The organism is Streptococcus sp. GS001 (genome assembly GCF_021595565.1).
Lineage (GTDB): Bacteria > Bacillota > Bacilli > Lactobacillales > Streptococcaceae > Streptococcus > Streptococcus xiaochunlingii.
This window is the reverse complement of sequence record NZ_JACSYJ010000002.1, coordinates 158,321-182,772: the sequence shown is the minus strand read 5'-3', so window position 1 is coordinate 182,772 and position 24,452 is coordinate 158,321. Positions and strand designations below refer to the sequence as shown.

Below are 24,452 nucleotides of genomic sequence, written 5' to 3'. Positions count from 1 at the left end.
CTCATTATTTCAGTAATTCTAATAATTCCTTATTTAAGTCCTTGTAAAAATTAAAATCTTTCTCAGTGAGTGGATACTGTTCCTTGACTAGTTCTTTTAAGGTTTTTAGAACAGGACCTAACTGTTTTAAGTCTTCAGCTTTTATAGAATCTAATCGATGGGCTACTGTATTTCGTGTTTTGTTTATTCTCAAAATCGGTTTGATTTTGTCATACAATGTCCGATCTTTTATTTGAAGAATCTTATTATAATCCTGAATCCCGAGGTAATATTTCTCTGATTCATTCACGTAATTATCCAGAAATTCTGGATAACGATTTTTAATATAGTCTTCTAAGATAAATTCTGTAAGGTTTTTAATTCTAATCAAACCTTCACTAAAATTACCACGTTCTTTTTGTAAATCAATAGTCAAATAGGCATTTAGTACTTTTTTCTGTTCTTCACTCCATTTTTTCTTTTGGAGGAGTTGAGGTATATCTTGCCTATCTAATGAATCCACAATATCTTGTAACTTTTTGCGACAGTTTTTCAAACCAGGGAAGTCAGGCAGTTGATTTGCTAGCTCTAAACTAGCTTTATAATCATATTTCTTAATAAAATCACGTAAAGTTTTTTTCATTAAGCCTTGCTTAAACTTATCTGAAGTATCTTCAATAGTTCGATCGACAAAGTCCCGCTTATTATCTATATTTGTATCAATTAGTGCATCAATATCTTCTGAATCATCATGCCCAACTCCAGCGTTCGATTTTTTTTCAGGACTTGGAACTTGTACTGCCTTGACATTGATTTCACTTAGTCTATTAAGAACAAACAAAGCTGATTTTATTTGAGGAGTTCCACTTGAAAGATTAAGAATAAATTCGTCGTCTTTTGTATAATACTCTCGTATAATAGCATCAAATTGATCAAACATGGTATCAAAAATATGTACTTCATTGTTTAAAATGATTGGCTCATGGTATACAATTTCTGGGACGTATTGACTATCAATAGAACGAATTACTTTCTCAATATCATCTTTCTTACGAATCAGTTCCTCAGAAAAAACAATAATAATCTTATCCGGACGGTATTTTCTCGCAATATGAACTAAGGCTCCATCGTGAAAATTTCGGATTGGATCCGTATTCCCCACTGCTGAAATCAAAACCTTCATTTAGTAATCTCCTTAATCATAAAGTTTGCCTTCCCCATTTCATAGAAGGATTCATCATTTTTTATTAATTTGGAAGGCTGAACAGAGTCATCTTGCTTTAGGATAGGGGCTTTTGTAAGCTTTAACACACCTTTACCCTTCATCTTAGTTTGTACCGGTTTCCTGTGGCGGTCTTGTATGATTCCATTTGCTTGTTTAAAAATTGTTTTTGTCCAGGCTCCACTACCAGCACCCAAGTATATAGGATAGTCAATATTATCTTGGATCTTATCTTCCGGAAAATCTTTTAGGAAAAAGTTTTTATAACCCTTATAAAACTCTAGTGCCTTATCTTCAAGTTTTTCAATTAAAGATGCCGCTTCTGCTGTCGTTGTGGTAATTGTAAACTCTACTTTAGTCAAAGGAGCAATAGCTTCTCGGTATAGAGGTAAAGGTTTTACTTTTAGTGACTTAGCTGAGCAGTCCCATTTTTGAACTAAAATAAGACTCTCATTACTAAATGGTTTGCTATCACTAACACGAATGGCATTAAATAAGTCATTGAATTCTTTACCCTTCTTAGCTCCCCAGGAGATCATATTTTTATTTTCCTTAGGACGTTTACCACGAGTATCAACCACCTTTTTATTGTTCCAGTCAGGATTTGTGTTCATTAGAATAGTTCGAATAGCACCCTTTAATGAACTTCCAGGAATATATGGAGTCCCAAACGGATCTCTCATAAACTTTACTACTTCATTAATAGCACCTAATTTGGAATCATTATCATTCTCTTCAGTTTCCAAACCTGTCTCTTTAATCCTATAACCACCAAAATCACGGTCAGAAATACGGTTATCCAGTAAAAAGGAAATCAAACGATTATTACTGGCTCTTGCCTTTCTCTCTTGTAAGAAGCGCTCAAACTTCTGATCATAACCTTTCTCCACCATTCGATTATAAAACTTACCCATATCAGGGAAATAAAAGTACCCATTTTCATATATAAATTCACGAGAAGTGTACTTATCACCACTGCCAATATGGATAGGAGCCATAGAAAGAAGGCTGAATTGAAAAGTTCTATATTCTGTTTTCATCTTTCTCCCTCCATCTTAAAAAATAGTGGTTTAGCATAATTTAATACTTCATGTGGGAAATCAAGAGGTCTTACATCCACAATCTGTCCTGTAAAGGTTTCAGAGAAAGTAGAGCCAGAAGCAAACTTATATAAATCCTGCTTACGGTAATTTTCATTGGTTTCTGTACTAAAAGCAAAACCACTTGATTTACTTAGTAAATAGGAACCAGTTTCCATAGCATATTCAAGTTCCTTTTCGATTGGTAGAGCAGTTGTCAAAGTCATGACAGGTCCTTGATAGACCTTGGTAAGACGATTTTTGAAGCCATCTGGTAAATCTAATATAGTCAAATCAAATTGTCCATAGCCACTGGAACGCTTCCCACCAATTCCTGTATACTGCAAGCTTGTAAAGAGTTCATTCAAGAGCTCAGACTCGTTTGCAATCACATAAAGACAAGAGTCATCTCTAAATCTAACAGTAGACACTTGGAAAAGATTTCCATCTACATGAGGTTGGTTTTTAGTGACAATATTTGTTACTACGTGTTCTTCATCTTTAAAAAGCGTCCCATTTACATAAGAATCAAATTTATCCAAAGGGATAAACTGAAGTTTCTTTGCCATTTTCGCTTGACGTCTTACTTCCTTGACATCCGTTGTTAAGTCTGGCTGTTCAAACTTTGGAAATCCTATCGGCTTAGGTAAAAATGGACCTGACAGATAAGGAAAGGCATCAGTCAAAGCAAATTCATCTTGACCCGCTATTGACACGAATTCCTCCATTTTTCCCATTTTTTTTGCCTCAATAGCTAAGGCAGAAAATAAGCGGTCAGCTGCAAAAGTCATTTTAGAACTATCCAGAGTACCTGCACCAAAGTGAGCAGTATGGAAGTTCATAATATACATCTTATAGGTCATACTAGACCTCCGTAGTTAAAAGTTCATTCAATCTACTAACATCATAGTTTCCAAAAACTGTATTTGCTTTAAGATCCTCAAAAACAACTTTACCATATCCACGAGAGCCTGAACCACCTAAATAATCAAGTTCCAACAGTTTTAATCCATCAAGAATCACTTTAAAGTCTTCTTCTACTTGAGCTTGACTCTTGTCCGTCACCTCATAGATCAGCTCAAATCCAAAGACACTGTCTCGGATAGCACGTTCAATTTGTCTTGGATTTGCTTCAGCAGTGATACGGTCAATCGTATTTTCAAACTTAACTTCAGTATAACTTTTGACATCTCGTGAATCTAAATCATCTTTGTTAGTTAGAAAGGCATCTCTAAAAATAAGTCTTCCTACTTTATAATTTTTGTCTGAACTATTCCCAAAGAGACGACTAATAATTTCCCCATCGTCTCCTGGTTTTTCTGCTAATGTAGTATTATATACTCTTGCTAGAAGGGTACGCATTTTCCCTTTGATACTAGATCCTGGAATAATGGGTAAGTTCGTAATTGGATCTTTAATCACAGGTGAGTCCGTAGCACCAATCGCTGCAAAAGCATTGCTTGTCCCAATATGAAGCCCTGTTTCTAGACGAATTTGTCCTGTTACTTGAATTTTTGCAAATGCCATTAATCTTTTCCTCCATAAAATCTGAAATAAGCTACTAGCGCTTCCATATAGCGGCAAAAACGTTGGAGACTTTCCTTATTGTTTATTTCTTTTAGTATGTCTAGAATTTCAGCCTTATTTACCAAGTCTTTAACCGAAGTTTCTCGACCCGATTGATAAACAAACTGCACTCTTAAATAGGCAATTTTGTCAGCCAAATCCTTGTACTCTCTAACCTTACTTTCATCAAAGAGGGTACTCGTCAAATTTAATAGGTTTCGAATTTTACTAGTTGTTAAAAGAAATAACTTAGAATCCCTTTTATTACGATTCAAAGATTTAATAACCTGTTCTGCCTTATCTACGTAATTATTATCTGTTAAAATTGCCATCTATGAATCCTTTCTAATCTCATAAATATATAGAAGTAAAGCTATCTCTGCTTCCTTACGTTCATTTTCGCTACCTGTATACCAAGAAAAGAATAAATCTTTAAACTCTTTAAACTCTTCTTTTTGATCCTTAGAAGTTTGATCTTCTAAGCGGGTTAAATAATAAGCTAATCGAGCAATATTCATGCGATCGTAGTGACGAAGGAGCTCAATCAGTTTATAGATAAAGCTCTTACCACGTTCATCTTGGATATTAAAGTAGTAACGAATGCTCTTCAGTTTCCCATTATAGACATTGTCAATAAATTGGTCGAACTTCAATGTATAGTTTTTTTCAGAATTGACATTGTCAAAAGATTGGTCGAACTTCAAGGTATAGCCTGTTTTAAAAAGAGAAACACTATCCTTTTCGTTATCTTTGGCAGCTCCTTCTAACTTACCAGTTTCTTCAGCCATGAGGCTAACTGGAGTTTTATCTGGAAAGAGGCCGATTCCTGCTGATAGGGTTAATTTGCCATTTGTCCACTTGATAAAGTTTTGTCGGAGACAAATAGTGAACTCAATAATATCCTGCCAGGAACCAATCGCAAATACATCATCTCCGCCGGCATAGATAATCGATAGTTTTTTCTCTTTGGCAAACTGGTTGATATAGACCTTAAAGAAGAGACTCATACTTCTAGAGAAGGTTGCCGAGCGTGCTAGAGTATTATACTTGCCACCAGCTTGATAAGAGAATCCAGCCATAAAGGCAGCTCCCAAATCGTCCACATCTAGTCGAACAACTGCTAGTCGTTTAATCCCTTGTCCAGACTTCTGAGATAGTTTGGCATACTGGTCAATCTCAGCATACTTGTAATCTCCGACAAAGACATGGGTTGCTTTTAGGATATCTGTGCTATAGCTATTCTTGACATAAACACGAACCCACTCTTCTTTAGCAAGGTCGGCTTTGGAAATACCTCTAATATAGGCTCCCGGACCTATCGGGAGGCCTTTTTCTTTTGTGACAATATAGTAGCTTTCTTGTATTTCCTGAGAAAAGCGATACATTCCTGCACAGATATGGCAGACCTCTTGATCTTTATACTTGGTAAGCTTTTCGACTGAGTGGCAAATAGCGCATTCTTTCTGGGAACTTTTTCCTCCTTGGTTGAGTTCAAGGAGAGTTTTAGCATCATAACGAGAAATTTTCTTTTGGGAAATCATCCGACTAGTTGTTTGATAGACTTTTCGATAGTCGGCCAGTGTCGTTGTCATATCATTGGCAGAAAACGGACTCCAACCAAAAGCGACATACAAGCCTGTCTGGAAATGCTTGACCAAAAACTGATTGAATTCTGCTTCAAAGCTAGCCAAGGTTTCTCTAGTTTTTTCGGTGTTTGGAAGGATAAAGTAGGCGTGCCCTCCACCGACGTAGAGAAGATTCGCCCTTGTCAGCTCTAACTTCTCCAGTAAGCTGTCAGCGATATGTTCCCCCATAAAATCTAGATACAAGGAACGGGCTTTTAGTTGCTTGGCTGCACCAGCTGTTGCGATATTGTAGATAAAGTCCTGAATCCCTGACAGGTCAAAACTAGCTAATAAAAAGGCCTTCTCGCTATAAAAAGCTTCTAAATCTCGCCCCAGTACCTTCTCATAATCAAGGTACTTCTTATCTGCTAGATATTCCTCTATAGCTAGGGCAAAGCCAGCTGTTAGACGACTGTAGGTTGCTAGAGAAATATCCGATAATTCCTTGGTCCTTGTCGAAACAGGTACATAGGAAAGGGTAGACTCAAGGAGATTCAAAAGGGCATCTATCTGCAATTGACTAAAGTCCAATCTCTCAAACTCTTTTTCTAAAGTTTCTACTATTCGGTCATAATCTGACTGGTCAGATGGCTCGTTCGATTCCTTAGCATAGTTTGGCTCCCCGTCAAGCTCTAATGGCCGTGCATCAAGATAACGCTGACTAGGGGTATCTGAAAATACATTGAAGATATCCGATTGTCTGCTTAGGAAATCTTCTTTTTCTTCCTGGGTCTCTGCCGCCCCTTTTAGGCCAGAAGCAATCTTTGCAGCAGCTGACGTGATATAGACCAAACTATCAGGAGCTAAATCCGTCGTCACATCACTAGAAGTCGCCTTAGCTATCTGCTGGGCTATTTTTTTATTATCCGAAAAGCGTTTAAACCATTCGGAACCAATGGTACCTATGTCTCTTTCATCATACCTTGAACCTTGAATCACCTTGCCAATAGCGTGCAGAAGCGATCCATAAACTAAATCAATCTTTTCTTTCTTCAAGTTCTAAACCTCCCATCCCTAAACTTGTTTTCATGCCAATACCTGAGTATTCCCCAAATTTCAGGAGCATATTGGCGTAGGCTTTCAAGGTAGTTGGACCTGTAATCTTAAAGGTCAACTTCCCTTTAAAGCCCGGTATCTTTTTTCCATGGACCCTAAAATAGCTAGACTCTAGTCGATAGCTCGTTATCCGACTATGCTCGACCAAGTAGTCCAAGGTTTCCTCTTCGATGTCCTGACGATTCTCGAGCAGACGTGCATACTTCATCATTAAACTCTGAAAGATGAGACGCATAGTGGGAAAGAGGACATACTCTCCCTGAGAGCGAAAGCCTGTCGGAGTTTGAAAATGGAGGATAAAGAGTGACCGATCTTGGTTTTCATTAAAAAACTCAAAGAGTTGCTCTGAACTGAGATCTTGCATAGTAATAGACTGAACTCCAAAGACCGGCAGACCATTTAGTTCCACCCTCTTGAGCTCTAGTACAAAAGGCAAAATCTGCTGTATGGCCTCATCTGTTAGGAGCTGAAGGGTCCATATTGTCTGCTCTCTCTGATGAGTGACCTTCATGGAGTATGGATTGGTCTCCTGCTCATGTAACCAAGCCACATAGTCTGGATCTAATTTTTCCATCAAAAATCCGTGCAATTTAGCAGATAGGTCGATTGGCGATTGGTCGATCCGCTGCAATGAAATAATGATGCGTTTCATATGCCTCCTTTATTGATATAAGTGTTCTATTTCTAATTCAACTGGTTCCTTTCTCAGAAACCTTTTTGAAAAAAGGTGTTCTAAAATTCCCTTTCCCTCTCATTCAAAAACTGTATGTACGAAAAAACCCCAAAAGTTGAAAAGTACTTTTCACCTCATTTGGGGCGCCCTTAATATATGTAAATATTAACATTTTTTGTAAGCGTTGTCAACACTTTTCTAGTTTTTATCCCCTCTCGAGGGTTGGGGGCCTACGCCCTCATAGTATAACGGATAGTACACAAGTTTCCTAAAGTTTCCGGCCCCTCGCGAGGCTTGGGTAGTTTCCTACAAATGAAAAAAATAGAAATTGATCCAAAAGAGATCATGTTTCCGGCCCCTCTCGAGGTATGGGTGGGGTCCTACGAACTTTGTCGCTACAAAAAAGCGCCTATCAAGGTGTTTCCGGCCCCTCTCGAGGTATGGATGGTTTCCTACGGTGCTGATGCTGATGGTTGCTATGGAACCCAATGGTTTCCGGCCTCTCTCAAGGTGTGGGTGGTTTCCTACTATGGTTTATGTTGGTGACAATCGGCCTATTCGGATGGTTTCCGTCCCCTCTCGAGGTATGGGTGGTTTCCTACTTTTAAAAAAATAGAAAAAAGAGGAAAAATAAAATGAGTTTCCGTCCCCTCTCAAGGCTTGGGTAGTTTCCTACACAATCATAGGAGGATATAAGGAGGGAAAAAATTCGTTTCCGGCCCCTCGCGAGGCTTAGGGAGTTTCCTACCCAGAAAAAAGCTAGTAAGAAGCTATAATCTTACAAAGTTTCCGGCCCCTCTCGAGGCTTGGGTAGTTTCCTACAGTGATGAACCAGACAAGCACTATATGGGCTTGGGTTTCCGGCCCCTCTCGAGGCTTGGGGGTGTTTCCTACGGTAAATTAAAATGAATAAAGTAATCCTAGTTGGACGGTTTCCGGCCCCTCTCGAGGTATGAGTGATTTCCTACGAAGGCGAACTTCGCACTCGTCAATACGAGAAAGAAGGACAGTTTCCGGCCCCTATCGAGGTATGGGTGGGTTCCTACGTCAGCTTCGGTGGTCTATCGTGGGGTTGGTTTGGGATGTTTCCGGCCCCTCGCGAGGTATGAGTGGTTTCCTACCGAAATCAAAGTTTATAAAGGGAAGGCGTCTTTGCGTTTCCGGCCCCTATCGAGGCTTGGGTGGGGTCCTACACATTTCAAACACTTAAAAGCTATAAGTGTTATACAGTTTCCGTCCCCTCGCGAGGCTTGGGTAGTTTCCTACCGCCATACAAAATTTATCAACCAAAAACGTCACGCTTGTTTCCGTCCCCTCGCGAGGTATGCGTGGTTTCCTACAGATGCTAGAACCAACATTAACAAGTCAGTTACTAGGGTTTCCGTCCCCTCTCGAGGTATGGGTGGGTTCCTACACGATTTGTTGAATTTTTGGATGAAACATACAGTTTCCGTCCCCTCTCGAGGCTTGGGTAGTTTCCTACAAAAAACAAAATACTTTTAAATTTGCGACAGCAGGTTTCCGTCCCCTCTCGAGGCTTGGGTAGTTTCCTACGATTGATGATGATTGCATGATAGAGGTTTGGGACTCACAATTGTTTCCGTCCCCTCTCGAGGCTTGGGTAGTTTCCTACCTAACGATTATAGGCAGTTGCAATGGCGTATTTCAGGAGTTTCCGTCCCCTCTCGAGGCTTGGGTAGTTTCCTACCAAGTAGTGACCGAGTGCCAGGGGCACGAGTACGTTTGTTTCCGTCCCCTCTCGAGGCTTGGGTAGTTTCCTACCCCCATATGTTGTATCCCCAAAGGGATTCAACACACAAGATAGTTCCTACCTGGAAACTATCTTAAGTATACCATATTTTACGAGAGCTTTCAGCTAGAAGAACAAACAATCTTCACGTTCTACTGAGCCCTCATCCCCATTCAAACGAACGGTTTCCTCCCGACTACCGACATAGATGATAATATTGTCCTCTTGCTTGGCATCATAAAAATCTTGCAGAGCACCAAGCAAGAGCTGATAACTAGAGACCTCTAAATCCACCTCAAAACAAGACCGTTGCACGCGAACACCAAAGCCCTCTAGCAGTTTAGCTAATTTCAATCTCCGTTTATTGCTGGTGATATCGTAGATAATCAAGCAAAAGAGAGCCTTTTTCTTGGCGAACTCCTTCTCATCTGCTGATAAATGATAGAATAATCCCATTAGCTATCTCCTGTATCACATGTTCGATAAGAGTGAGGATCTAGCTCTTCAAACGATCTGATCAAGCTTTTGATTTGCTGATCAGCAGTATAGAAAAAACTGTAGCGTTTACCATCCCCTTCTACATATGGATGGATTTCCAGCATTCTTTCCCTCAACGCTCGGATAAAGATTTCACGTCCTTCATCTGTTAATAGGACCGCACCATCTTCCTCTTTTTCAAAATGCTCCTTTCCTAGCTCTTCATGAAGGAGCAAATCCATCACTGTATTGTCCACGATGACGGGACGCCACTCCTCCATCAAATCACTAGCAAGACTAGCATGATGATGGTGGTTTTGGTGCAGGACACCAAAGCCGAAACTCAAGCCATTCTTACGAATGAGTCCTAAAAAACTAGAATACAAGAAAGAATAGCCAAAATTGAGTAGACTATTAAAACAATCCTTGGCAGGCCTCCTAGTCCGACCATGAAAACGAAACGAGTCTGGAACAAGGAGACTCAGATAGTAAAAATAGGATTTTGCAATACGTCCTTCATAGCCCATAATTTCTGTTATCGATTCCGCACCAGCAATCTTATCGAGCGTTTGCTCAAAGCGAGTGAAATCTTCGCTAGACAGTAGACCTTCTCGATCATATTCCTTCAGTAAGGTGAGTTGGTGCTTGACCTTGGCCGTCACAATTTTCTGAGCAAGGGATAAACAGAAGGCCGGCTGGAAACAAGCCTGAACTTGAATCTTTTGCTTTTCGAAATCCTCCTGTCGATAGGAATCTAAACAAAACAAGAATTTTCCATCTTTTGTAAAATAATAGACATTCTTTTTAGCCATTGCCAACTCTCGTAAGAGTTGGGTAGAGAGTTGAGCTGGTCCAAAAATTAAGATATTTTCAACCAGATGGATCGAAATCTCCCTGACAATTTCGCGATTCCCATTTTTCACGATAATTCTATGTTCAGATAGACCTAAAGCATAGTCCGACTTTTGTACGAATAAATCACTCATGTCCTGACACCTCCTCAATGGACAAAGGATATTAGTTTATCACATTTTCAAAAATAGTCAAGCCATTTAGAAAAAAATGCTCAAACAAAAGACCTACCCGAAGGTAGATCTCCTATTTATTACAATTTACCTGCTACGGCATCCAACAATTCTCGGATCTTCGCTTGGTTGCTTCCTCCTGCCATGGCCATGTCTGGTTTACCACCACCACGTCCATCGACGATTGGAGCCAATTCTTTAACCAAGTTTCCAGCGTGGATGTCTTTTGTCTTGCTGGCTACAAGGACATTCACCTTGTCACCGATTGCTGCGACAAGAACAAGCACATCCGAATAGTCTTTTTGCTTCCAGTTATCTGCAAAGGTACGAAGAGCACCTGCATCTGATACAGAAACTTGACTAGCAATGTAACGGTGGCCGTTTGCTTCTTGGACATTCTTGAAGACATCGCCTGCTGCCGCTGCTGCCGCTTTTTCCTTCAATTCTGCATTTTCTTTTTGCAATTGACGGAGCTGCTCTTGAAGGCCTTCAACCTTATGAGGAACTTCCTTGAGTTGAGGTGCTTTCAAGGTTGCTGCGACTGCTTTCAGTGCATCTTCTTGTTCACGGTAAGCTTCGAAGGCTTCTTTACCAGTCACTGCCAAGATACGACGAGTTCCTGATCCAATCCCTTCTTCTTTGACAATCTTAAAGAGGCCGATTTCAGAAGTATTGCCAACGTGAGTTCCACCACAAAGCTCGACTGAGTAGTTACCAATCGTTACAACGCGGACTTCTTTACCATATTTCTCACCAAAGAGGGCCATCGCTCCCATTTCTTTAGCTGTATCGATGTCAGTCTCAACTGTTTCCACTGCGATGGCTTCCCAAATCTTTTCATTGACTTGTTGCTCAATAGCCCGCAATTCTTCAGGAGTTACTGCCTGGAAGTGGGTGAAGTCAAAGCGAAGGAATTCTACTTCGTTAAGAGATCCTGCTTGAGTAGCATGGTGGCCAAGGATATTGTGAAGAGCTGCATGGAGCAAGTGAGTCGCTGTGTGGTTCTTCATGACACGATGACGACGGTTCGTATCGATCGCCAAGGTATATTCTTGGTTCAAAGCAAGTGGAGCAAGAACTTCAACAGTATGGAGAGCTTGTCCGTTTGGTGCTTTTTGAACGTCTGTTACAGTTGCTACGACATTTCCTTGAGCATCCAAGATTTGACCATGGTCCGCAACTTGTCCACCCATTTCAGCGTAGAAAGGTGTTTCTGCAAAGATAAGTGATGCAGTTCCTTCAGATACAGCTTCTACTTCTGCATTGTCCGCCACGATAGCCACCAACTTAGAAGACAATTGGCTAGCATTGTAATTGAAGACACTCTCAACTGTAATGTTTTGAAGGGTTTCGTTTTGCATCCCCATAGAGCCGCCTTTGACAGCTGACGCACGCGCACGTTCTTGTTGCTCTTTCATAGCTGCTTCAAAACCTTCACGGTCAACCGTCATACCCGCTTCTTCAGCGATTTCTTCTGTCAATTCCACTGGGAATCCGTATGTATCGTAGAGTTTGAAGACATCTTGACCAGCGATAACTGTTTGGCCTTTTTCTTTCAAGTCTGCTACGATGCCTTGGGCAAAGTGTTGACCTGAGTGAAGGGTACGAGCAAATGACTCTTCTTCGCTCTTGACGATTTTTTCGATAAAGTCACGTTTTTCAAGCACCTCTGGGTAGTAGCTTTCCATGATTTTTCCAACAGTTGGAACCAGTTTGTAAAGGAAAGGCTCATTGATACCCAATTTTTGACCATGCATAGAGGCACGACGGAGGAGACGACGAAGGACATAGCCACGACCTTCATTTCCAGGAAGGGCACCATCCCCAATCGCAAATGACAGCGAACGGATGTGGTCCGCAATCACCTTGAAGCTCATGTTGTCGTCATCTGGATCGTAGGTTTTACCAGACAACTTCTCAACTTCACGGATAATCGGCATGAAGAGGTCTGTTTCAAAGTTTGTCTTAGCCCCTTGGATAACCGCCACCAAACGCTCTAAACCAGCGCCCGTATCAATGTTCTTGTGTGGCAATTCCTTGTACTCGCTACGAGGAACCGCTGGGTCTGCATTAAATTGTGACAAGACAATGTTCCAGATTTCGATGTAACGGTCGTTTTCGATATCTTCTGCAAGAAGGCGAATACCGATGTTTTCTGGGTCAAATGCTTCTCCACGGTCAAAGAAGATTTCTGTATCTGGTCCAGAAGGTCCAGCACCGATTTCCCAGAAGTTGTCTTCGATTGGGATCAAGTGACTTGGGTCCACGCCCACTTCGATCCAGCGGTTGTATGAATCTGTATCAGCTGGATAGTAGGTCATGTAGAGTTTGTCTTTAGGGAAGTCAAACCACTCCGGACTTGTCAAGAGTTCATAAGCCCAGGTAATGGCTTCGTCACGGAAGTAATCCCCGATGGAGAAATTCCCCAACATTTCAAACATAGTATGGTGACGAGCAGTCTTCCCTACGTTTTCGATATCGTTGGTACGGATAGCCTTTTGCGCATTGGTAATCCGTGGGTTTTCAGGGATGATAGTTCCATCAAAGTATTTCTTAAGGGTTGCGACCCCTGAGTTAATCCACAATAGGGTTGGATCGTTTACTGGAACCAAGCTAACAGATGGTTCTACTGAGTGACCTTTGGTCGCCCAGAAATCAAGCCACATTTTGCGGACTTGTGCACTAGTTAATTGTTTCATGTTTTCTCCTCTATTTATTGTTTTCTATTGATTGGCTTAGGAGCCATTTTCCATCATTTCTACATAGTCAATGGCAAGACACAAGGAAATCACCAGATTGGCATATTCCTCTTCATAGACAGAAACCTGATAAGTCGACGTCAAGGTAAAGACTTGCTTGCTAATCTCTGCAACCAGCTGGTCGCGATCATCCAATAACTTGAAATCCAAATCCCAGATATTGCCTTCGATGCGAAGTCCTAGGTTAGAAATGTCATACTTATCACGTAATAAGGTCAGTTTTTTACGGATGAAAAAACTGGAGCCATCTGCCAATTCTACAGTGAATTGGGGCAAGAGGCTAAAAGGCTTCTTCATAATATGGCTGACCTTCTGGCCTTCTACATCAAATACCGTAAAGGTCTTAGGAATCTTCAAAAATGAACCTTCTACCTGGTATTCCACCATTCCTAGATCATTTTTGATGTCAAAGCGTTCCCCTCCAAGTCGAAACTTTTGTTTGACCAGATACGTTTTCATCAGTTTCCTCCTGCAAATCCTTATGAAAACCTTTCTCTTATTAGAAAGGATCTCCGGTAGAAATGCTGAAAAAAAGACAAGCTCACTAACGAAGGGCGAAAAACCGCGGTACCACCTTCATTCAATGAACTTGTCATTCTTCATTCGATTATGTAATTGTTCTATTGAGTAGCAAAATCATTTCTCTTCCATGGCTCGCACCCCCGCCACTTCTCTGCATCCGATTCTAAATGATTTATTCTCAACTATCTCATTATACAGATAAATACAATGCTCGTCAACTAATATCCTTATTTAGAAGATGAGCTACCTTCTGTTGTTGCACCAATATTTTGCATGTATTGGTTGAAGGTTGCCTTGAAGGCATCATCTTTGACCTTGATATTGGCATTTGACATTGCTTTGGCAATGATGCTACGGATAAAGTTGGCATCATTTTTACGTCCTGCCGTCAGAATTTCTTTCAAGCGTTTTTCGTATTTCTTCCAGTCAGATCCTTTTTCTTCCTTCTTAGTTACTTTAACGATATAGTAGGCACCAGCGCTTTTTTGACTAGCAGGATCAATAACGACATCTGAAATACCATTTACATCAAGCTTAGATGCTGCTTCCTTGACACGAGTTGGAACAGTTGTTGTTCCAGAGTCAAATTTGATTTCTCCACCCTTTTCTTTGGTGCTAGCATCTGTAGAATTTTCTTTGGCAATTTGTGCAAAGTCAGCACCTTCAGCTTTTACACTTGCAAGAACTTCATTCGCTTTTTCTTCTGAATCCACTTTAATCACATTTGCAGTGATTTCTGGTGTATAGCTTTCAAAGGCTTTTTTGTAAGCTTCGTCTGTCAACTCTTTTGAAATAGCTTGGTCAACCGCATACTCTAACAAAAGATTGCTACGGATTTGTTGTTTGTTGGTTTCTTCTGTTAACCCTTGTTGAGTGAGGTAGCTCTTGAAAGCTTCACCCAATTGTTTTTTCTGCTCATCAACTTTTTTCTCAACATCTTTGTCTGAGACTTTTGAGCCGTATTCTTTTTCAAAGACTTTATTAATGGTCATTTGGAAAAGATATTGTTGTGCACCTTGGTTGTTTTTGATTTCATCATAGAAATCACCAACAGTGATCGTGTCACCCTTCATTGTGACGATATCCTTGTCACTGCCACCTTTTGCACAAGCTGCTAGCGTTACAACGGATAAGAGGGTCACCGCTCCAGCTACAAATTTTTTCTTCATGTTTATTTCTCCATTCTAAAATTCACTGCTACTATTTTACCACAAATTCAACAGGATAACTTAAATAAGTCTAAAAGCTACTCTTCTGTCGGCAAAGAAATCTCTTCCTGATTTTTACGAATCATAAGAATGCCATCGCCGAGGGGAATCAAACTGGCCGTCAAGCCAGGATGGTCCAAAGTGGCGTCAAAAAGACGCTGCAAGCCTCGATAGATGGTGCGTTGTCCACGACGAACTTCCATAATATCACGCGCCACATCTCCTCCTTGGAAGATATCGTCCAAAATGACTACTCCCCCAACTTCCAACCGTTTGAGAACTTCTGGAAGAAAGACGATGTACTTGGACTTAGCCGAATCCATAAAAATCAAGTCAAAGCGTTGCTCGATATGCTCTAGCAGATCGACCGCATCCCCTTCTAAGAGGGTGATTTGGTTACGCTGGTCAAAACGAGCAAAGTTTTCCTTGGCAAAACCAATCATTTCCTCGTTGCGATCAATGGTTGTAATCCTTGCATCAGGTACTTGCTCTGCCATCAAGAGGGCCGAAAAGCCGATCGCCGTCCCAATTTCTAAGATCGACTTGGGTTGCATGGTCTGCAAAAAGAGACGAAAGAAAGCGACCGTTTCATGAGGGATGATGGGAATATTTTCCCGCCGAGCAAATTCTTCTAGCTCTTTTAAAGCATCCGTTACCGGTGCTTGGCGCTCCCGCATGAAGGAGACAATTTCCTCCTTGACAACTGGGCGGCGCATATTGTGGTTGGCATTTTTACTGTAAGACTCTACCATCTTAGGCCAATCCTAATTTTTCAACGAGAGCCTCAAATTCATTGAGACGACGTTCAAAGACTTCAAAGGCAGCATTGAGGTAGTCTTCTTTTTCCATATCAACACCCGCCTTGCGGATTACGTTGAGTGGGTAATCCGAATTTCCGGCCTTCAAATACTCTAGGTATTTGTCCTTATCTTCTTGTGTTCCATGAACGATTTTCTCAGCTAAGGCAGAGGCTGCTGCAAAACCAGTTGAATATTGGAAAACATAGTAGTTATAGTAGAAATGAGGAATGCGAGCCCATTCGTATTGGATTTCTGGATTGTCTTCTTTAGAAAGACCATAGTATTTCTCGTTCAAATCCGCATAGAGCTCATTCAAGAATTCGCTAGTTAAGACTTGTCCTTCTTGATCTGCTTTATGAATGGCATGCTCAAACTCAGCAAACTGGGTTTGACGGAAGACGGTACCACGGAAACCATCCAAGAAGTGGTTGAGAATGGCAAAACGGGTTTCATCATCTTCTACTTCTGCCAACAATTGCTCGGTCAAGATATTTTCATTAGTTGTGGAAGCAATCTCAGCAAGGAAGATAGAATAATCCCCATAGACATAAGGCTGAGTCTCACGAGTATAGCTAGAGTGCATACTGTGGCCTGTCTCATGCACCAAGGTGAAGAGATTGTCCAATGTATCCTGCCAGTTCAACAACATAAAGGCATTGGTATCGTATGAACCACCTGAATAAGCCCCTGAGCGTTTCCCTTGGTTGACTTGGACGTCGATCCAACGTTCGGTGAAGGCGCGCTTCACGCGGGATAGGTAGTCATCACCAAGCACCGCCAAAGCCTGCTCAGATTTGGCAAGGGCTTCTTCGTAAGTGAACTTGTAGTCAGTAGAAGACAATGGTGTGTAGACATCATACATCTTCAAATCTTCAATTCCCAAGATTTTTGAGCGAAGTTTCACGTAACGTTGCAAGAGTGGCAAATGCTTGTTAACCGCTTCTACCAAACTATCATAGACACTCTCTGGGATAAAGTTAGCAGAAAGAGCTGCTTCACGTGCGCTAGAGAATTTGCGAACCTTAGCATTGTAATTGTGGACCTTGACGTTGGTCTGAAGGGTCTTGGCATAGGTATGTTGGTACTGTTCGTAGACACCATACAAGGCTTGGTATGCTTCCTTACGAACTTGGCGGTCCTTCGACTCTACCAAAGAGATGTAGTTTCCATGAGTCAACTGCACTTCTTGGCCTTGGTCATCTTTCACCATTGGAAAGACGATATCGGCATTGTCCAAAATCTCAAAAGTTTCCCCTGCCGCAGCAAAGATTTCACCTGCTCCTGCTAGCAATTCTTCTTCTTTTTGAGAAAGAACGTGCTCTTTGGTTTTGAGCAATTTGTCAAAGTAATGAGCATAAGCTTCTAAGGCAGGGACTTCTTTCAAGAAGTTGGCATATTGCTCTTCGGTGATCTCCATAAATTCTGGTTCGTAGAAGGCAAAGATCTCCCCTAAAAGGCTGTATAGAGACATGGCTTTTGATTGGAATTCTTGGTATTTGGCTACGCGTGTATCCTGGTCATTCTTCATATGGGCGTAGACATAGACCTTCTCCAAACGACGGCTCAAGTCCAAATAAACTTCTGTGGTTTCTAATAGATTGGCTGGAGAAGACAATAAAGATCCTGCAAAATGGGCAGCATCTTTAATCGCTGCAGCTAAAGCAGTTGCTTCTTCTTCCCAAGCTTGGTCTGTCGCAAAAATGGTCGACAAATCCCATTGGTATTTTTCATCAATTTCATTTCGTTGTTTTACCATTACAAAAATCCTCCAATGTTTCTATTTTATCACATATATTACCATTTGGGGGTATTTGATTCACGGAAATTTAAGCTTTCCCATTCTGATAAAAACGAGGGGAATAAAGAGTCTGCGTCGCTTTCATTCCAGTTCGACGATAGTAGGTCATAAAGTCCTGGTAATAGCTTCGCCAATCTCCCCTAATCTGAATAAAATGGGAAGACTTCAGTGGCCGACAAAGGGGATAAAAGGCTTCCAAGTCCAACTCCAGGAGATGCTTTCCTTTCAGATAGAGTTGTTCCTGAAGGGCCATCCATTTAGGATGGCGGTAATACAGCTGTTGACGAAGATAGTCCTTAAACTGTCTGTCTAGAGGAACTGTCATTTGTTGCAAGCTTTGTTGGGCATAAGGCGTCCGCAAAACTTCTAACAGATTACCTCCATAAAAAGGGAAATGTTGAGTCCGATAATAAAGACGCCCTCGCAAGTCTTGATGAATGAGATAGTGGAGACGAACTTCCTGCTTCTCTAGGTCTAACTCCCAGAGATGAAAGCCCCTATTTTGACTAAAATAGACAAAACCTTCCTGCAGAGCAGACAAGCTTTTCTTAAGCCACAAGTTTTTCCCTAACAACCAATAGACCTGATAGCCATGCTTGTGATAGGCATCGCTCCGTTCTTTTAAACGCTCCATAGACAAGGAACTGCATTGCACTTCTAAGGCAATCTTTTGATCCGGAAGGAGAACATCCGCAATCTGTTGGAAAGCCTGCAGAGGACTTTCCACTTCAGCATCGGAGTTTTGCTTGGCCCATTGATAAAGCCCCAGTTTTAACTCTAAATGCTCTGGACTCTCCGTCTCATGATGAAAGGGGCAAGCCTCTAGGCTAACGTGAGCAAAATGAGGACGCATCACGAATCCTTTCTTTAAGCGGACTTCCTTTCCACACAAGAGACAGAAAAAGGGACCTTCCTTTTTCATCGGGATTTTCTCCAAACAATTCCAACGCTGTTGCTTTGCATCTGTCGCAACAAACATGTCATCACCTCCACTTATATAATTCGTAACCGAAGACGCTTATTTATATAGAAGAGAAAGAAAAAAAGGAGCCAAGCTCCTTGTTTAGATATAATCGTTCTTACATGCAAAGCGACTGCTCATCCATCCTAGACGAGAAGTTTAAATACGTCCCTAGCTTATTGATCTGACTCACTCGAATTCTCGTCTGATGCCGGATCTGGAGTTTCCGATGATGGAGCGGTCCCATTTTCAGATGCTTCAGCTTGTTTTCGAGCCGTTTCAAATTTTTCAACAATGGTTGCACGGGTAGCTTCCGGGACTTCGGTGTCTTCGGACCCTATCGTATCCATAGATTCATTAAAGCGGGTCTTGCTCGTTTCCATTTTCTCTTTCAAATCTTTCAGATAGGTCTCATAGGTCTCTTTAGCAGAGCCCGTCAGTGATGCTCCTGCTTCCTCTGAATGAGCAACGGTTCGGTCCATCATCAAAGCATAGAGCGCTTTAAAGTCTCCAACAGTTCTAGCATTTTCAAGTTCCTCATCTGTATACAAGACAAAAGGAGACTCTGAGGATCCTTTCAAGCTGGTCACTTTCTTGCCCTGAGAAAAGGTTGATGACTGGCGTGTTTCCTTTACAGACTTTTCACTGGACGAGGTCCCTTCTTGATTCGAGCAGGCTACTAGCCCCATCACTCCCAGTAAAGCAAGCGTCGATATTAGTATTTTTTTCATTCACTCTCTCCTTTTTAAGCTTCCACTACCATTTTAGCATCAAGCTCGGGAGTTTTGGAGCCTTAGATCCAAAACTAATTGAACACGGGCTGCGGATTGTGTCAAAAAGATAAGTTCTCCTAGAATCCAAAGATTCTGCGTCAAACTTCCTATTTTGACTTTATCCGCAGACGCCCTTTATATCTTAATTAGTCATGGAACTTCTTCGAAGTTCCATGACGTCCGTACTCACCTATGGAAGTTTCTAGGAATATTATTTCTTTAATTTAAGATTTCCAAATACGGAAATCTTTTTATTTTCTCTTATATCTGATGTTAAAGAAAATTCTTAAGAAAATAAAAGGAAGGAAGCAACAGAGCCACATTGGATCCCAGCCTTTTTGACGACTACTCGTGGTCTTCTGATGGGACGCTTCTACTGCGCTTACAGCCTGCGTTTGCTGAATGGACGGAGAAACAGTTTGCAAGCCATTGGCGATTTGTAGCAGGCCATTTTGAACACTGATCTCTGGATTGGTCCCTCTTTTCACTGTAGCATAGAAGGGTTTGTCTAAGTGATAGGTTTGCCCCTGAATCGTGTGATCCCCCGCAGGCAGGATCTCTTTGTACTCATAATCCTGATAGAGTCTTTCAATCAGGGCATTTCCAATGACGTGGCGCAGGCTCTCTGCAATTTCCACATCGTAATGCCCAACTCCCATAATGACTTGAACAAATCGCTGATTTCCGCGATTAACCGTCAAGGTGTAATTATAATCTGCTGTCGGACTAGAGCCGGTTTTTAGGCCATCCGCTCCCTTTAGAGAATACCTTCCACCTTCCAAGGAATAATTATAATTTTCATGGGTTTCTTCATAATCTGTACCTTGGAAGAGAGTTATCTTGGCATTTTTAGTATAGTTGAGGATTTCAGGGAACTCGTTAACTATGTGATAGGCCAAAATAGACATATCTCTTGCGGTTGTTTGGTTAATGGCATGTTGATCATAGCGGGTCGGATTATAGTAGCCATCTAGGACTGCAGTTGGGGCACCATTAGGATTGTTCCACTTGGTATTGGTCATTCCAATTTCCTGGGCCCGCTGGTTCATCAAATCCAAGAATTTATCTGGATCTCCTCCCGACACCTTATTGGCAATCATGATGGTCGCGGCACTGGATGAAGGAACAAAAATCATATTTAGGAGGGTAGATACCTTGTATTGAGCACCCGCCACAATGGGACTATTGCTCAACTTCTGATTTTGAGAAATGATCACATCCGTATCCGTCGCTGTAATCAGGGTATCATAATCCAGCTGCCCTTCTTTAATAGCTCTCAGAAGAACATAAACAGACATCAATTTAGCCATACTACCCGAGTCACGAGGAGCATCAATATTATCACCATAAAGAATAGCTCCTGTATGAGCATCAACGACAATATCAGCCTTGGGACGGAAAAATTCATCCACCGAAGTCCCAGATTTTTCTGTGATCGACATGATATCTTCTTGTTGGTAAAGATCATCTGCCTTTGCTAGCATTGGGAAACATAGGCAAGCAAGGGAAAGTGTCGCAAATAAGGCACGTTTAAACTTCATTCTCTCTCATTTCTTTCATAAACATCATCGTTCTCCATTATAGCATAAGTCCTTCTATTCACAAACTCTATTTCCTAAACTTTTTACTCCTTCGTGTTCCCAAAGAGACCTGGAGATTTCCCTTTTGGCATCTTTAAAAAGAGGCTTAGTAGAAGGACGAGGACTAGGACAGCCACCAAGAAGTAACTCATCATTGAAAATCCTCCGTGATCCACAAAGAAAGCTGCTAGCGGTTGCAAGAGAATGGTACCAAGATAGCGGACTCCTTGTACAAGAGCCATAGCTAAGACTAGATCTTTCTTATCCACCTGTTGGGAGATAAAACGCAAGGAGACCATGATCAAGACCATCCCTGTCGTATGCTTAGCCAAGAGGGTGACCAGCACTTTTAAGAAGACCGGACTCGGAAGAGCATAGATAAAATACTGGAGCAAGAGGATCCCCACAGGAAGCAAGATTAGTAAACGCAAGGGCCAATGGTCCATAAAACGGTCTGAAAAAAAGATGAGGGGCGCTTCTACAACAACAGATAGGGCCACAACCGTAGAGGCTATCTGAACAGGAAGGCCACTATCCATCAAGAGAGCTGGAATATAGGTATGGCCAATATTCCCCACGCCCGACACAAGCCCCATCAGTAATAGGAAAAAGAGATAGGGTCCATTATGGAGCAAAGGACGGATCGAGACAGCTTCTTTCTGTACCCGATTGGTCTTGGAAATACGGATAGCCCCTAAAGTGAAGAAACTAAGAAGGATCGTGACCAATACACAATAGTATACAGACTGGGGGCTAAGATGAGCATAGAGCCAACCAGCTAGGTGGGCTCCAGCCGCATACCCTAGCGTCCCCCAAACGCGGATTTTTCCAAAAGCATAGGGACTCTGGGTAGCTAAAATCTCCATCATGGGAGCCGTCCCATTTAGACACAGTAATACCAAGCCATAAAAAATCGTCAACCAAAAGAAGTTAGGGGCCCAGATAAAGCCACCCACTCCTGCCATGAGGACTCCTAAGCTCAAGGTCGTGATTTTAACAATGCCAAATCGTTCATTGATATAACCAAATAAGGGCTGGGTAAGCATGGATAGGAAAAAGGCTGTCGACACCAAATTAGATACCTGACTGGCTGAATACTGCTGGCCTATCAGATAGACAGAGATTAAAGTCGTAAAGAGGGCCGTCGACATGAAGTAAAAACTATATAAAAATAAATAAGCAGGATAGGAATTTCGAAATGCTTTCATAAGTTTCCTTTCAACATGAGAAATAAAAGGCAATGACAAAACCCAACTGGATTTCAGTTGAGTTTTGATCAGTTATTTTTTGTAGCGATCCTGAGCCTTGCGCGCCCGTTCTTTGCGATGAGCTCTTTCTAAATACAGAATCATAGCAAGAATGAAAATTGGAATCAGAATGACCAGGCTTTCAAGAGGAAAATGGAAGGATTTTTCTCTAGCTGGGGCCGCCGTACTTTGGGAATCCGATTGACTCACTGCTCCTTCTTTGACTGGAAGTCCATCAGAAATCTTTTCTGATAGGGTCATCAAGCCTGAATCCGCCTCAACCTGTCCATCTTTGACAACGAGTTTTGGATTCTCTTCTCCCTTTTTGACCGTGGCATAGAAAGGTTGATCCAGTGTGTAGGTCTTTCCATCAATCGTCTGAACACCCTTGTCCAACAACTTCTTATAACGATAATCAGCAAAAGCCTTTTCGATCAAGGCATTGCCAAATGGATGTCGATAGTATTCACCATCCTGGTCGGACCAATCACCAACTCCCATGACTACGGAGATAATTCGTTGGTCCCCCCGTTTAGCGGTTGCGATATAATTAAAGGCACCACGTGGACTCGAACCTGTCTTCAGACCATCTACTCCTTCAAGAGCATATCTAGCTCCTGGCAAGGAATAGTTATAGGTATCAAAAGTCTCCTCATAAGGCGTGACTTGTTTCACGGTCACCTTAGCCTGATTGGTATAGCTAAGAATCTCTGGATATTCTTTCACGAAATGATAGACGAGAATCGCCAAATCTCTTGCAGTTGTCTGGTTGGCCGCATCATTTGGATAGTTATAACTGGTATATAAACCTTGGAAGGTTGAAATGGCCGCTCCACTCGGATTGTTCCAAATTGTATTGGTCATCCCCAACTCCTTGGACTTTTCGTTCATCCGCTGAATAAAGGCATCCGCATCGTGGTTAGAAAGGAGATTAGCCAACATAATCGTAGCCACATTGGAGGATGGAACAGCCGTCATGGTAATCAATTCAGAGACCGTATAGTCCACACCTGCAACGATGTTATTGTTGGAAATCTCATAGATTTTTGACATGGATTGATCCGCAGCTGTTGCAGTGACAACCGTATCTTTGGTAATTTTTCCCTCTTTCATGGTTTCGAAAAGCAGATACAATGTCATGAGCTTACTCATACTTGCTGGATCCCGCACTTCATCAATATTGTCTCTCCACAAAACATCCCCGGTATTCGCATCGATGACGAGAGAGGACCTTGGTCGATTATAGGCTTGCACATGATCATTGGGATACATTTTTTGCGCCATATCCACTAGCTCATCCGCTACGATTGACAGAGGGCGGAGTAGAGATAAGACGACGATTCCTAAAACGAGCAACTTCTTTTTCAAAATATATTTTCCTCAAATATAGAATTTTATCTTATTGTACCATACTTCAATCCATAAAAAAACCTATCTTTCAGGATATTTCAGATAGGTCTCTCTTTTTCAACTGGTTACAGTAGGCTCAAGGCTGCTTGGTCTGCAATAATCACGACATCTGGATGACCTTGAAGGGCACTCGCTGGTAAACTCTCTGTTTTTGGACCATTAACCATTCCTGCAATAGCTTCTGCTTTTGATTCTCCATAGGCAAAGAGAATGATAGACTTGGCAGCAAGAATGTTCGCAATCCCCATGGAGATGGCTTGAGTTGGAACATCTTCAATTTTTTCAAAGAAGCGAGAGTTGGCTTCAATCGTTGATTGATCCAAATGGACCAAATGCGTTTGGCTGTCAAATGGCGTGCCTGGTTCGTTAAAACCAATGTGGCCGTTGCGACCGATCCCTAGAATTTGCAGATCTACTGGATGTTGGGCCAAAATTTCATTGTAATGAGCTGTTTCTTCTTCTGCAGTATCTTCATTTCCTTTTGGAAGATAGCTAACATTAAACGGTTTCTCATTGAATAAATTTTCCTGCATAAAGTAACGATAGGATTGAGGATCTTCTCCCGTCAAGCCGACATACTCATCCAAGTTGACACTGACCATGTCTGAGAAATCCAAATCACTCTCCCGAATCAATTTATAAAACTCAAGTGGACTGCTTCCAGTCGCAAGCCCCAGAGTTTTGGCACCCTGCTCTAACTTTTCTTTTAGCAGGTCAAAAGCAACCTGTCCCCCTTCGATTTGATTAGCTACTTCAATAACTTTCATGATAAATCCTCCGCTTATTTCTTATATTCATTATATGGTATAGACCAATTTTTGTCAAGCGCTTTCTTGATGTTAGAAAAGGATTTTTTACCTTCATCCCTTTAAAATTCGGCTAGTGATTTCCTTTGTTTCACTCTTATTTCATGATATAATGGGGAAGGTTAAATGTAAGAAA

20 protein-coding genes are annotated in these 24,452 nt (G+C 41.5%); all 20 read right to left on the bottom strand.

The genetic code is table 11. The features are described from left to right. Positions 1-4 precede the first annotated feature (4 nt). Positions 5-1,162 (bottom strand): type III-A CRISPR-associated CARF protein Csm6, encoded by a 1,158-nt coding sequence (gene csm6, locus H8S88_RS04320; protein WP_236127983.1) that lies wholly within the window; start codon positions 1,160-1,162, stop codon positions 5-7. Continuing rightward, positions 1,159-2,241, bottom strand: a complete 1,083-nt coding sequence (csm5, locus tag H8S88_RS04315; protein WP_236127982.1) for a type III-A CRISPR-associated RAMP protein Csm5 — start codon at positions 2,239-2,241, stop codon at positions 1,159-1,161. The genes csm6 and csm5 overlap by 4 nt, the downstream gene beginning before the upstream one ends. After that, positions 2,238-3,143, bottom strand: a complete 906-nt coding sequence (csm4, locus tag H8S88_RS04310) for a type III-A CRISPR-associated RAMP protein Csm4 (protein WP_236127981.1) — start codon at positions 3,141-3,143, stop codon at positions 2,238-2,240. The genes csm5 and csm4 overlap by 4 nt, the downstream gene beginning before the upstream one ends. Position 3,144: 1 nt before the next feature. Continuing rightward, positions 3,145-3,807 (bottom strand): type III-A CRISPR-associated RAMP protein Csm3, encoded by a 663-nt coding sequence (gene csm3, locus H8S88_RS04305; RefSeq protein WP_236127980.1) that lies wholly within the window; start codon positions 3,805-3,807, stop codon positions 3,145-3,147. Continuing rightward, positions 3,807-4,178: a type III-A CRISPR-associated protein Csm2 gene (csm2, locus tag H8S88_RS04300; protein WP_236127979.1), complete on the bottom strand. Its 372-nt coding sequence runs from the start codon at positions 4,176-4,178 to the stop codon at positions 3,807-3,809. The genes csm3 and csm2 overlap by 1 nt, the downstream gene beginning before the upstream one ends. Further along, positions 4,179-6,467 (bottom strand): type III-A CRISPR-associated protein Cas10/Csm1, encoded by a 2,289-nt coding sequence (gene cas10, locus H8S88_RS04295; RefSeq protein ID WP_236127978.1) that lies wholly within the window; start codon positions 6,465-6,467, stop codon positions 4,179-4,181. It lies immediately after the preceding gene. Beyond that, the gene (gene cas6 / locus H8S88_RS04290) at positions 6,448-7,179 is read right to left on the bottom strand and encodes a CRISPR-associated endoribonuclease Cas6 (protein ID WP_236127977.1); all 732 of its coding nucleotides are present in this window, start codon (positions 7,177-7,179) and stop codon (positions 6,448-6,450) included. The genes cas10 and cas6 overlap by 20 nt, the downstream gene beginning before the upstream one ends. A 1,897-nt stretch (positions 7,180-9,076) precedes the next feature. Beyond that, positions 9,077-9,406 (bottom strand): CRISPR-associated endonuclease Cas2, encoded by a 330-nt coding sequence (gene cas2 / locus H8S88_RS04285; protein WP_236127976.1) that lies wholly within the window; start codon positions 9,404-9,406, stop codon positions 9,077-9,079. After that, positions 9,406-10,413: a CRISPR-associated endonuclease Cas1 gene (gene cas1, locus H8S88_RS04280; protein WP_236127975.1), complete on the bottom strand. Its 1,008-nt coding sequence runs from the start codon at positions 10,411-10,413 to the stop codon at positions 9,406-9,408. The genes cas2 and cas1 overlap by 1 nt, the downstream gene beginning before the upstream one ends. Before the next feature lie 119 nt (positions 10,414-10,532). Beyond that, entirely contained in the window at positions 10,533-13,151 is a 2,619-nt protein-coding gene (alaS, locus tag H8S88_RS04275; RefSeq protein ID WP_236127974.1) for an alanine--tRNA ligase, read from the bottom strand. A 36-nt stretch (positions 13,152-13,187) separates the two neighbouring features. Further along, a complete protein-coding gene (locus tag H8S88_RS04270) occupies positions 13,188-13,670 on the bottom strand; it encodes an LURP-one-related/scramblase family protein (protein WP_048789639.1) in 483 nt (160 codons plus the stop codon). Positions 13,671-13,960: 290 nt separating this feature from the next. Beyond that, positions 13,961-14,902 carry a peptidylprolyl isomerase gene (locus tag H8S88_RS04265; protein ID WP_048789638.1) on the bottom strand — a complete coding sequence of 314 codons (942 nt, stop codon included), beginning with the start codon at positions 14,900-14,902 and terminating at the stop codon, positions 13,961-13,963. A gap of 77 nt (positions 14,903-14,979) precedes the next feature. Next, positions 14,980-15,693 (bottom strand): O-methyltransferase, encoded by a 714-nt coding sequence (locus H8S88_RS04260; RefSeq protein WP_048789637.1) that lies wholly within the window; start codon positions 15,691-15,693, stop codon positions 14,980-14,982. Position 15,694: 1 nt separating this feature from the next. Further along, the gene (pepF, locus tag H8S88_RS04255) at positions 15,695-17,497 is read right to left on the bottom strand and encodes an oligoendopeptidase F (RefSeq protein WP_048789636.1); all 1,803 of its coding nucleotides are present in this window, start codon (positions 17,495-17,497) and stop codon (positions 15,695-15,697) included. A gap of 70 nt (positions 17,498-17,567) precedes the next feature. After that, positions 17,568-18,518, bottom strand: a complete 951-nt coding sequence (locus H8S88_RS04250) for a competence protein CoiA (protein WP_048789635.1) — start codon at positions 18,516-18,518, stop codon at positions 17,568-17,570. Positions 18,519-18,676: 158 nt separating this feature from the next. Then, positions 18,677-19,231, bottom strand: a complete 555-nt coding sequence (locus H8S88_RS04245) for a hypothetical protein (RefSeq protein WP_048789634.1) — start codon at positions 19,229-19,231, stop codon at positions 18,677-18,679. Between the two features lie 293 nt (positions 19,232-19,524). Continuing rightward, entirely contained in the window at positions 19,525-20,814 is a 1,290-nt protein-coding gene (locus H8S88_RS04240; RefSeq protein WP_048789633.1) for a serine hydrolase, read from the bottom strand. An 83-nt stretch (positions 20,815-20,897) separates the two neighbouring features. Next, a complete protein-coding gene (locus H8S88_RS04235; protein ID WP_048789632.1) occupies positions 20,898-22,061 on the bottom strand; it encodes an MFS transporter in 1,164 nt (387 codons plus the stop codon). 72 nt (positions 22,062-22,133) lie between these two features. Beyond that, entirely contained in the window at positions 22,134-23,468 is a 1,335-nt protein-coding gene (locus H8S88_RS04230; RefSeq protein WP_236127973.1) for a DUF1958 domain-containing protein, read from the bottom strand. A 107-nt stretch (positions 23,469-23,575) separates the two neighbouring features. Then, the gene (locus tag H8S88_RS04225) at positions 23,576-24,277 is read right to left on the bottom strand and encodes a glucosamine-6-phosphate deaminase (protein ID WP_125335355.1); all 702 of its coding nucleotides are present in this window, start codon (positions 24,275-24,277) and stop codon (positions 23,576-23,578) included. Positions 24,278-24,452 lie beyond the last annotated feature (175 nt).

Coding starts and splice junctions, on each gene's coding strand:
- csm6 (WP_236127983.1), bottom strand. CDS start 1,162: ATGAAGGTTTTGATTTCAGCAGTGGGGAATACGGATCCAATCCGAAAT.
- csm5 (WP_236127982.1), bottom strand. CDS start 2,241: ATGAAAACAGAATATAGAACTTTTCAATTCAGCCTTCTTTCTATGGCT.
- csm4 (WP_236127981.1), bottom strand. CDS start 3,143: ATGACCTATAAGATGTATATTATGAACTTCCATACTGCTCACTTTGGT.
- csm3 (WP_236127980.1), bottom strand. CDS start 3,807: ATGGCATTTGCAAAAATTCAAGTAACAGGACAAATTCGTCTAGAAACA.
- csm2 (WP_236127979.1), bottom strand. CDS start 4,178: ATGGCAATTTTAACAGATAATAATTACGTAGATAAGGCAGAACAGGTT.
- cas6 (WP_236127977.1), bottom strand. CDS start 7,179: ATGAAACGCATCATTATTTCATTGCAGCGGATCGACCAATCGCCAATC.
- cas2 (WP_236127976.1), bottom strand. CDS start 9,406: ATGGGATTATTCTATCATTTATCAGCAGATGAGAAGGAGTTCGCCAAG.
- cas1 (WP_236127975.1), bottom strand. CDS start 10,413: ATGAGTGATTTATTCGTACAAAAGTCGGACTATGCTTTAGGTCTATCT.
- alaS (WP_236127974.1), bottom strand. CDS start 13,151: ATGAAACAATTAACTAGTGCACAAGTCCGCAAAATGTGGCTTGATTTC.
- H8S88_RS04270 (WP_048789639.1), bottom strand. CDS start 13,670: ATGAAAACGTATCTGGTCAAACAAAAGTTTCGACTTGGAGGGGAACGC.
- H8S88_RS04265 (WP_048789638.1), bottom strand. CDS start 14,902: ATGAAGAAAAAATTTGTAGCTGGAGCGGTGACCCTCTTATCCGTTGTA.
- H8S88_RS04260 (WP_048789637.1), bottom strand. CDS start 15,693: ATGGTAGAGTCTTACAGTAAAAATGCCAACCACAATATGCGCCGCCCA.
- pepF (WP_048789636.1), bottom strand. CDS start 17,497: ATGGTAAAACAACGAAATGAAATTGATGAAAAATACCAATGGGATTTG.
- H8S88_RS04250 (WP_048789635.1), bottom strand. CDS start 18,518: ATGTTTGTTGCGACAGATGCAAAGCAACAGCGTTGGAATTGTTTGGAG.
- H8S88_RS04245 (WP_048789634.1), bottom strand. CDS start 19,231: ATGAAAAAAATACTAATATCGACGCTTGCTTTACTGGGAGTGATGGGG.
- H8S88_RS04240 (WP_048789633.1), bottom strand. CDS start 20,814: ATGAAGTTTAAACGTGCCTTATTTGCGACACTTTCCCTTGCTTGCCTA.
- H8S88_RS04235 (WP_048789632.1), bottom strand. CDS start 22,061: ATGAAAGCATTTCGAAATTCCTATCCTGCTTATTTATTTTTATATAGT.
- H8S88_RS04225 (WP_125335355.1), bottom strand. CDS start 24,277: ATGAAAGTTATTGAAGTAGCTAATCAAATCGAAGGGGGACAGGTTGCT.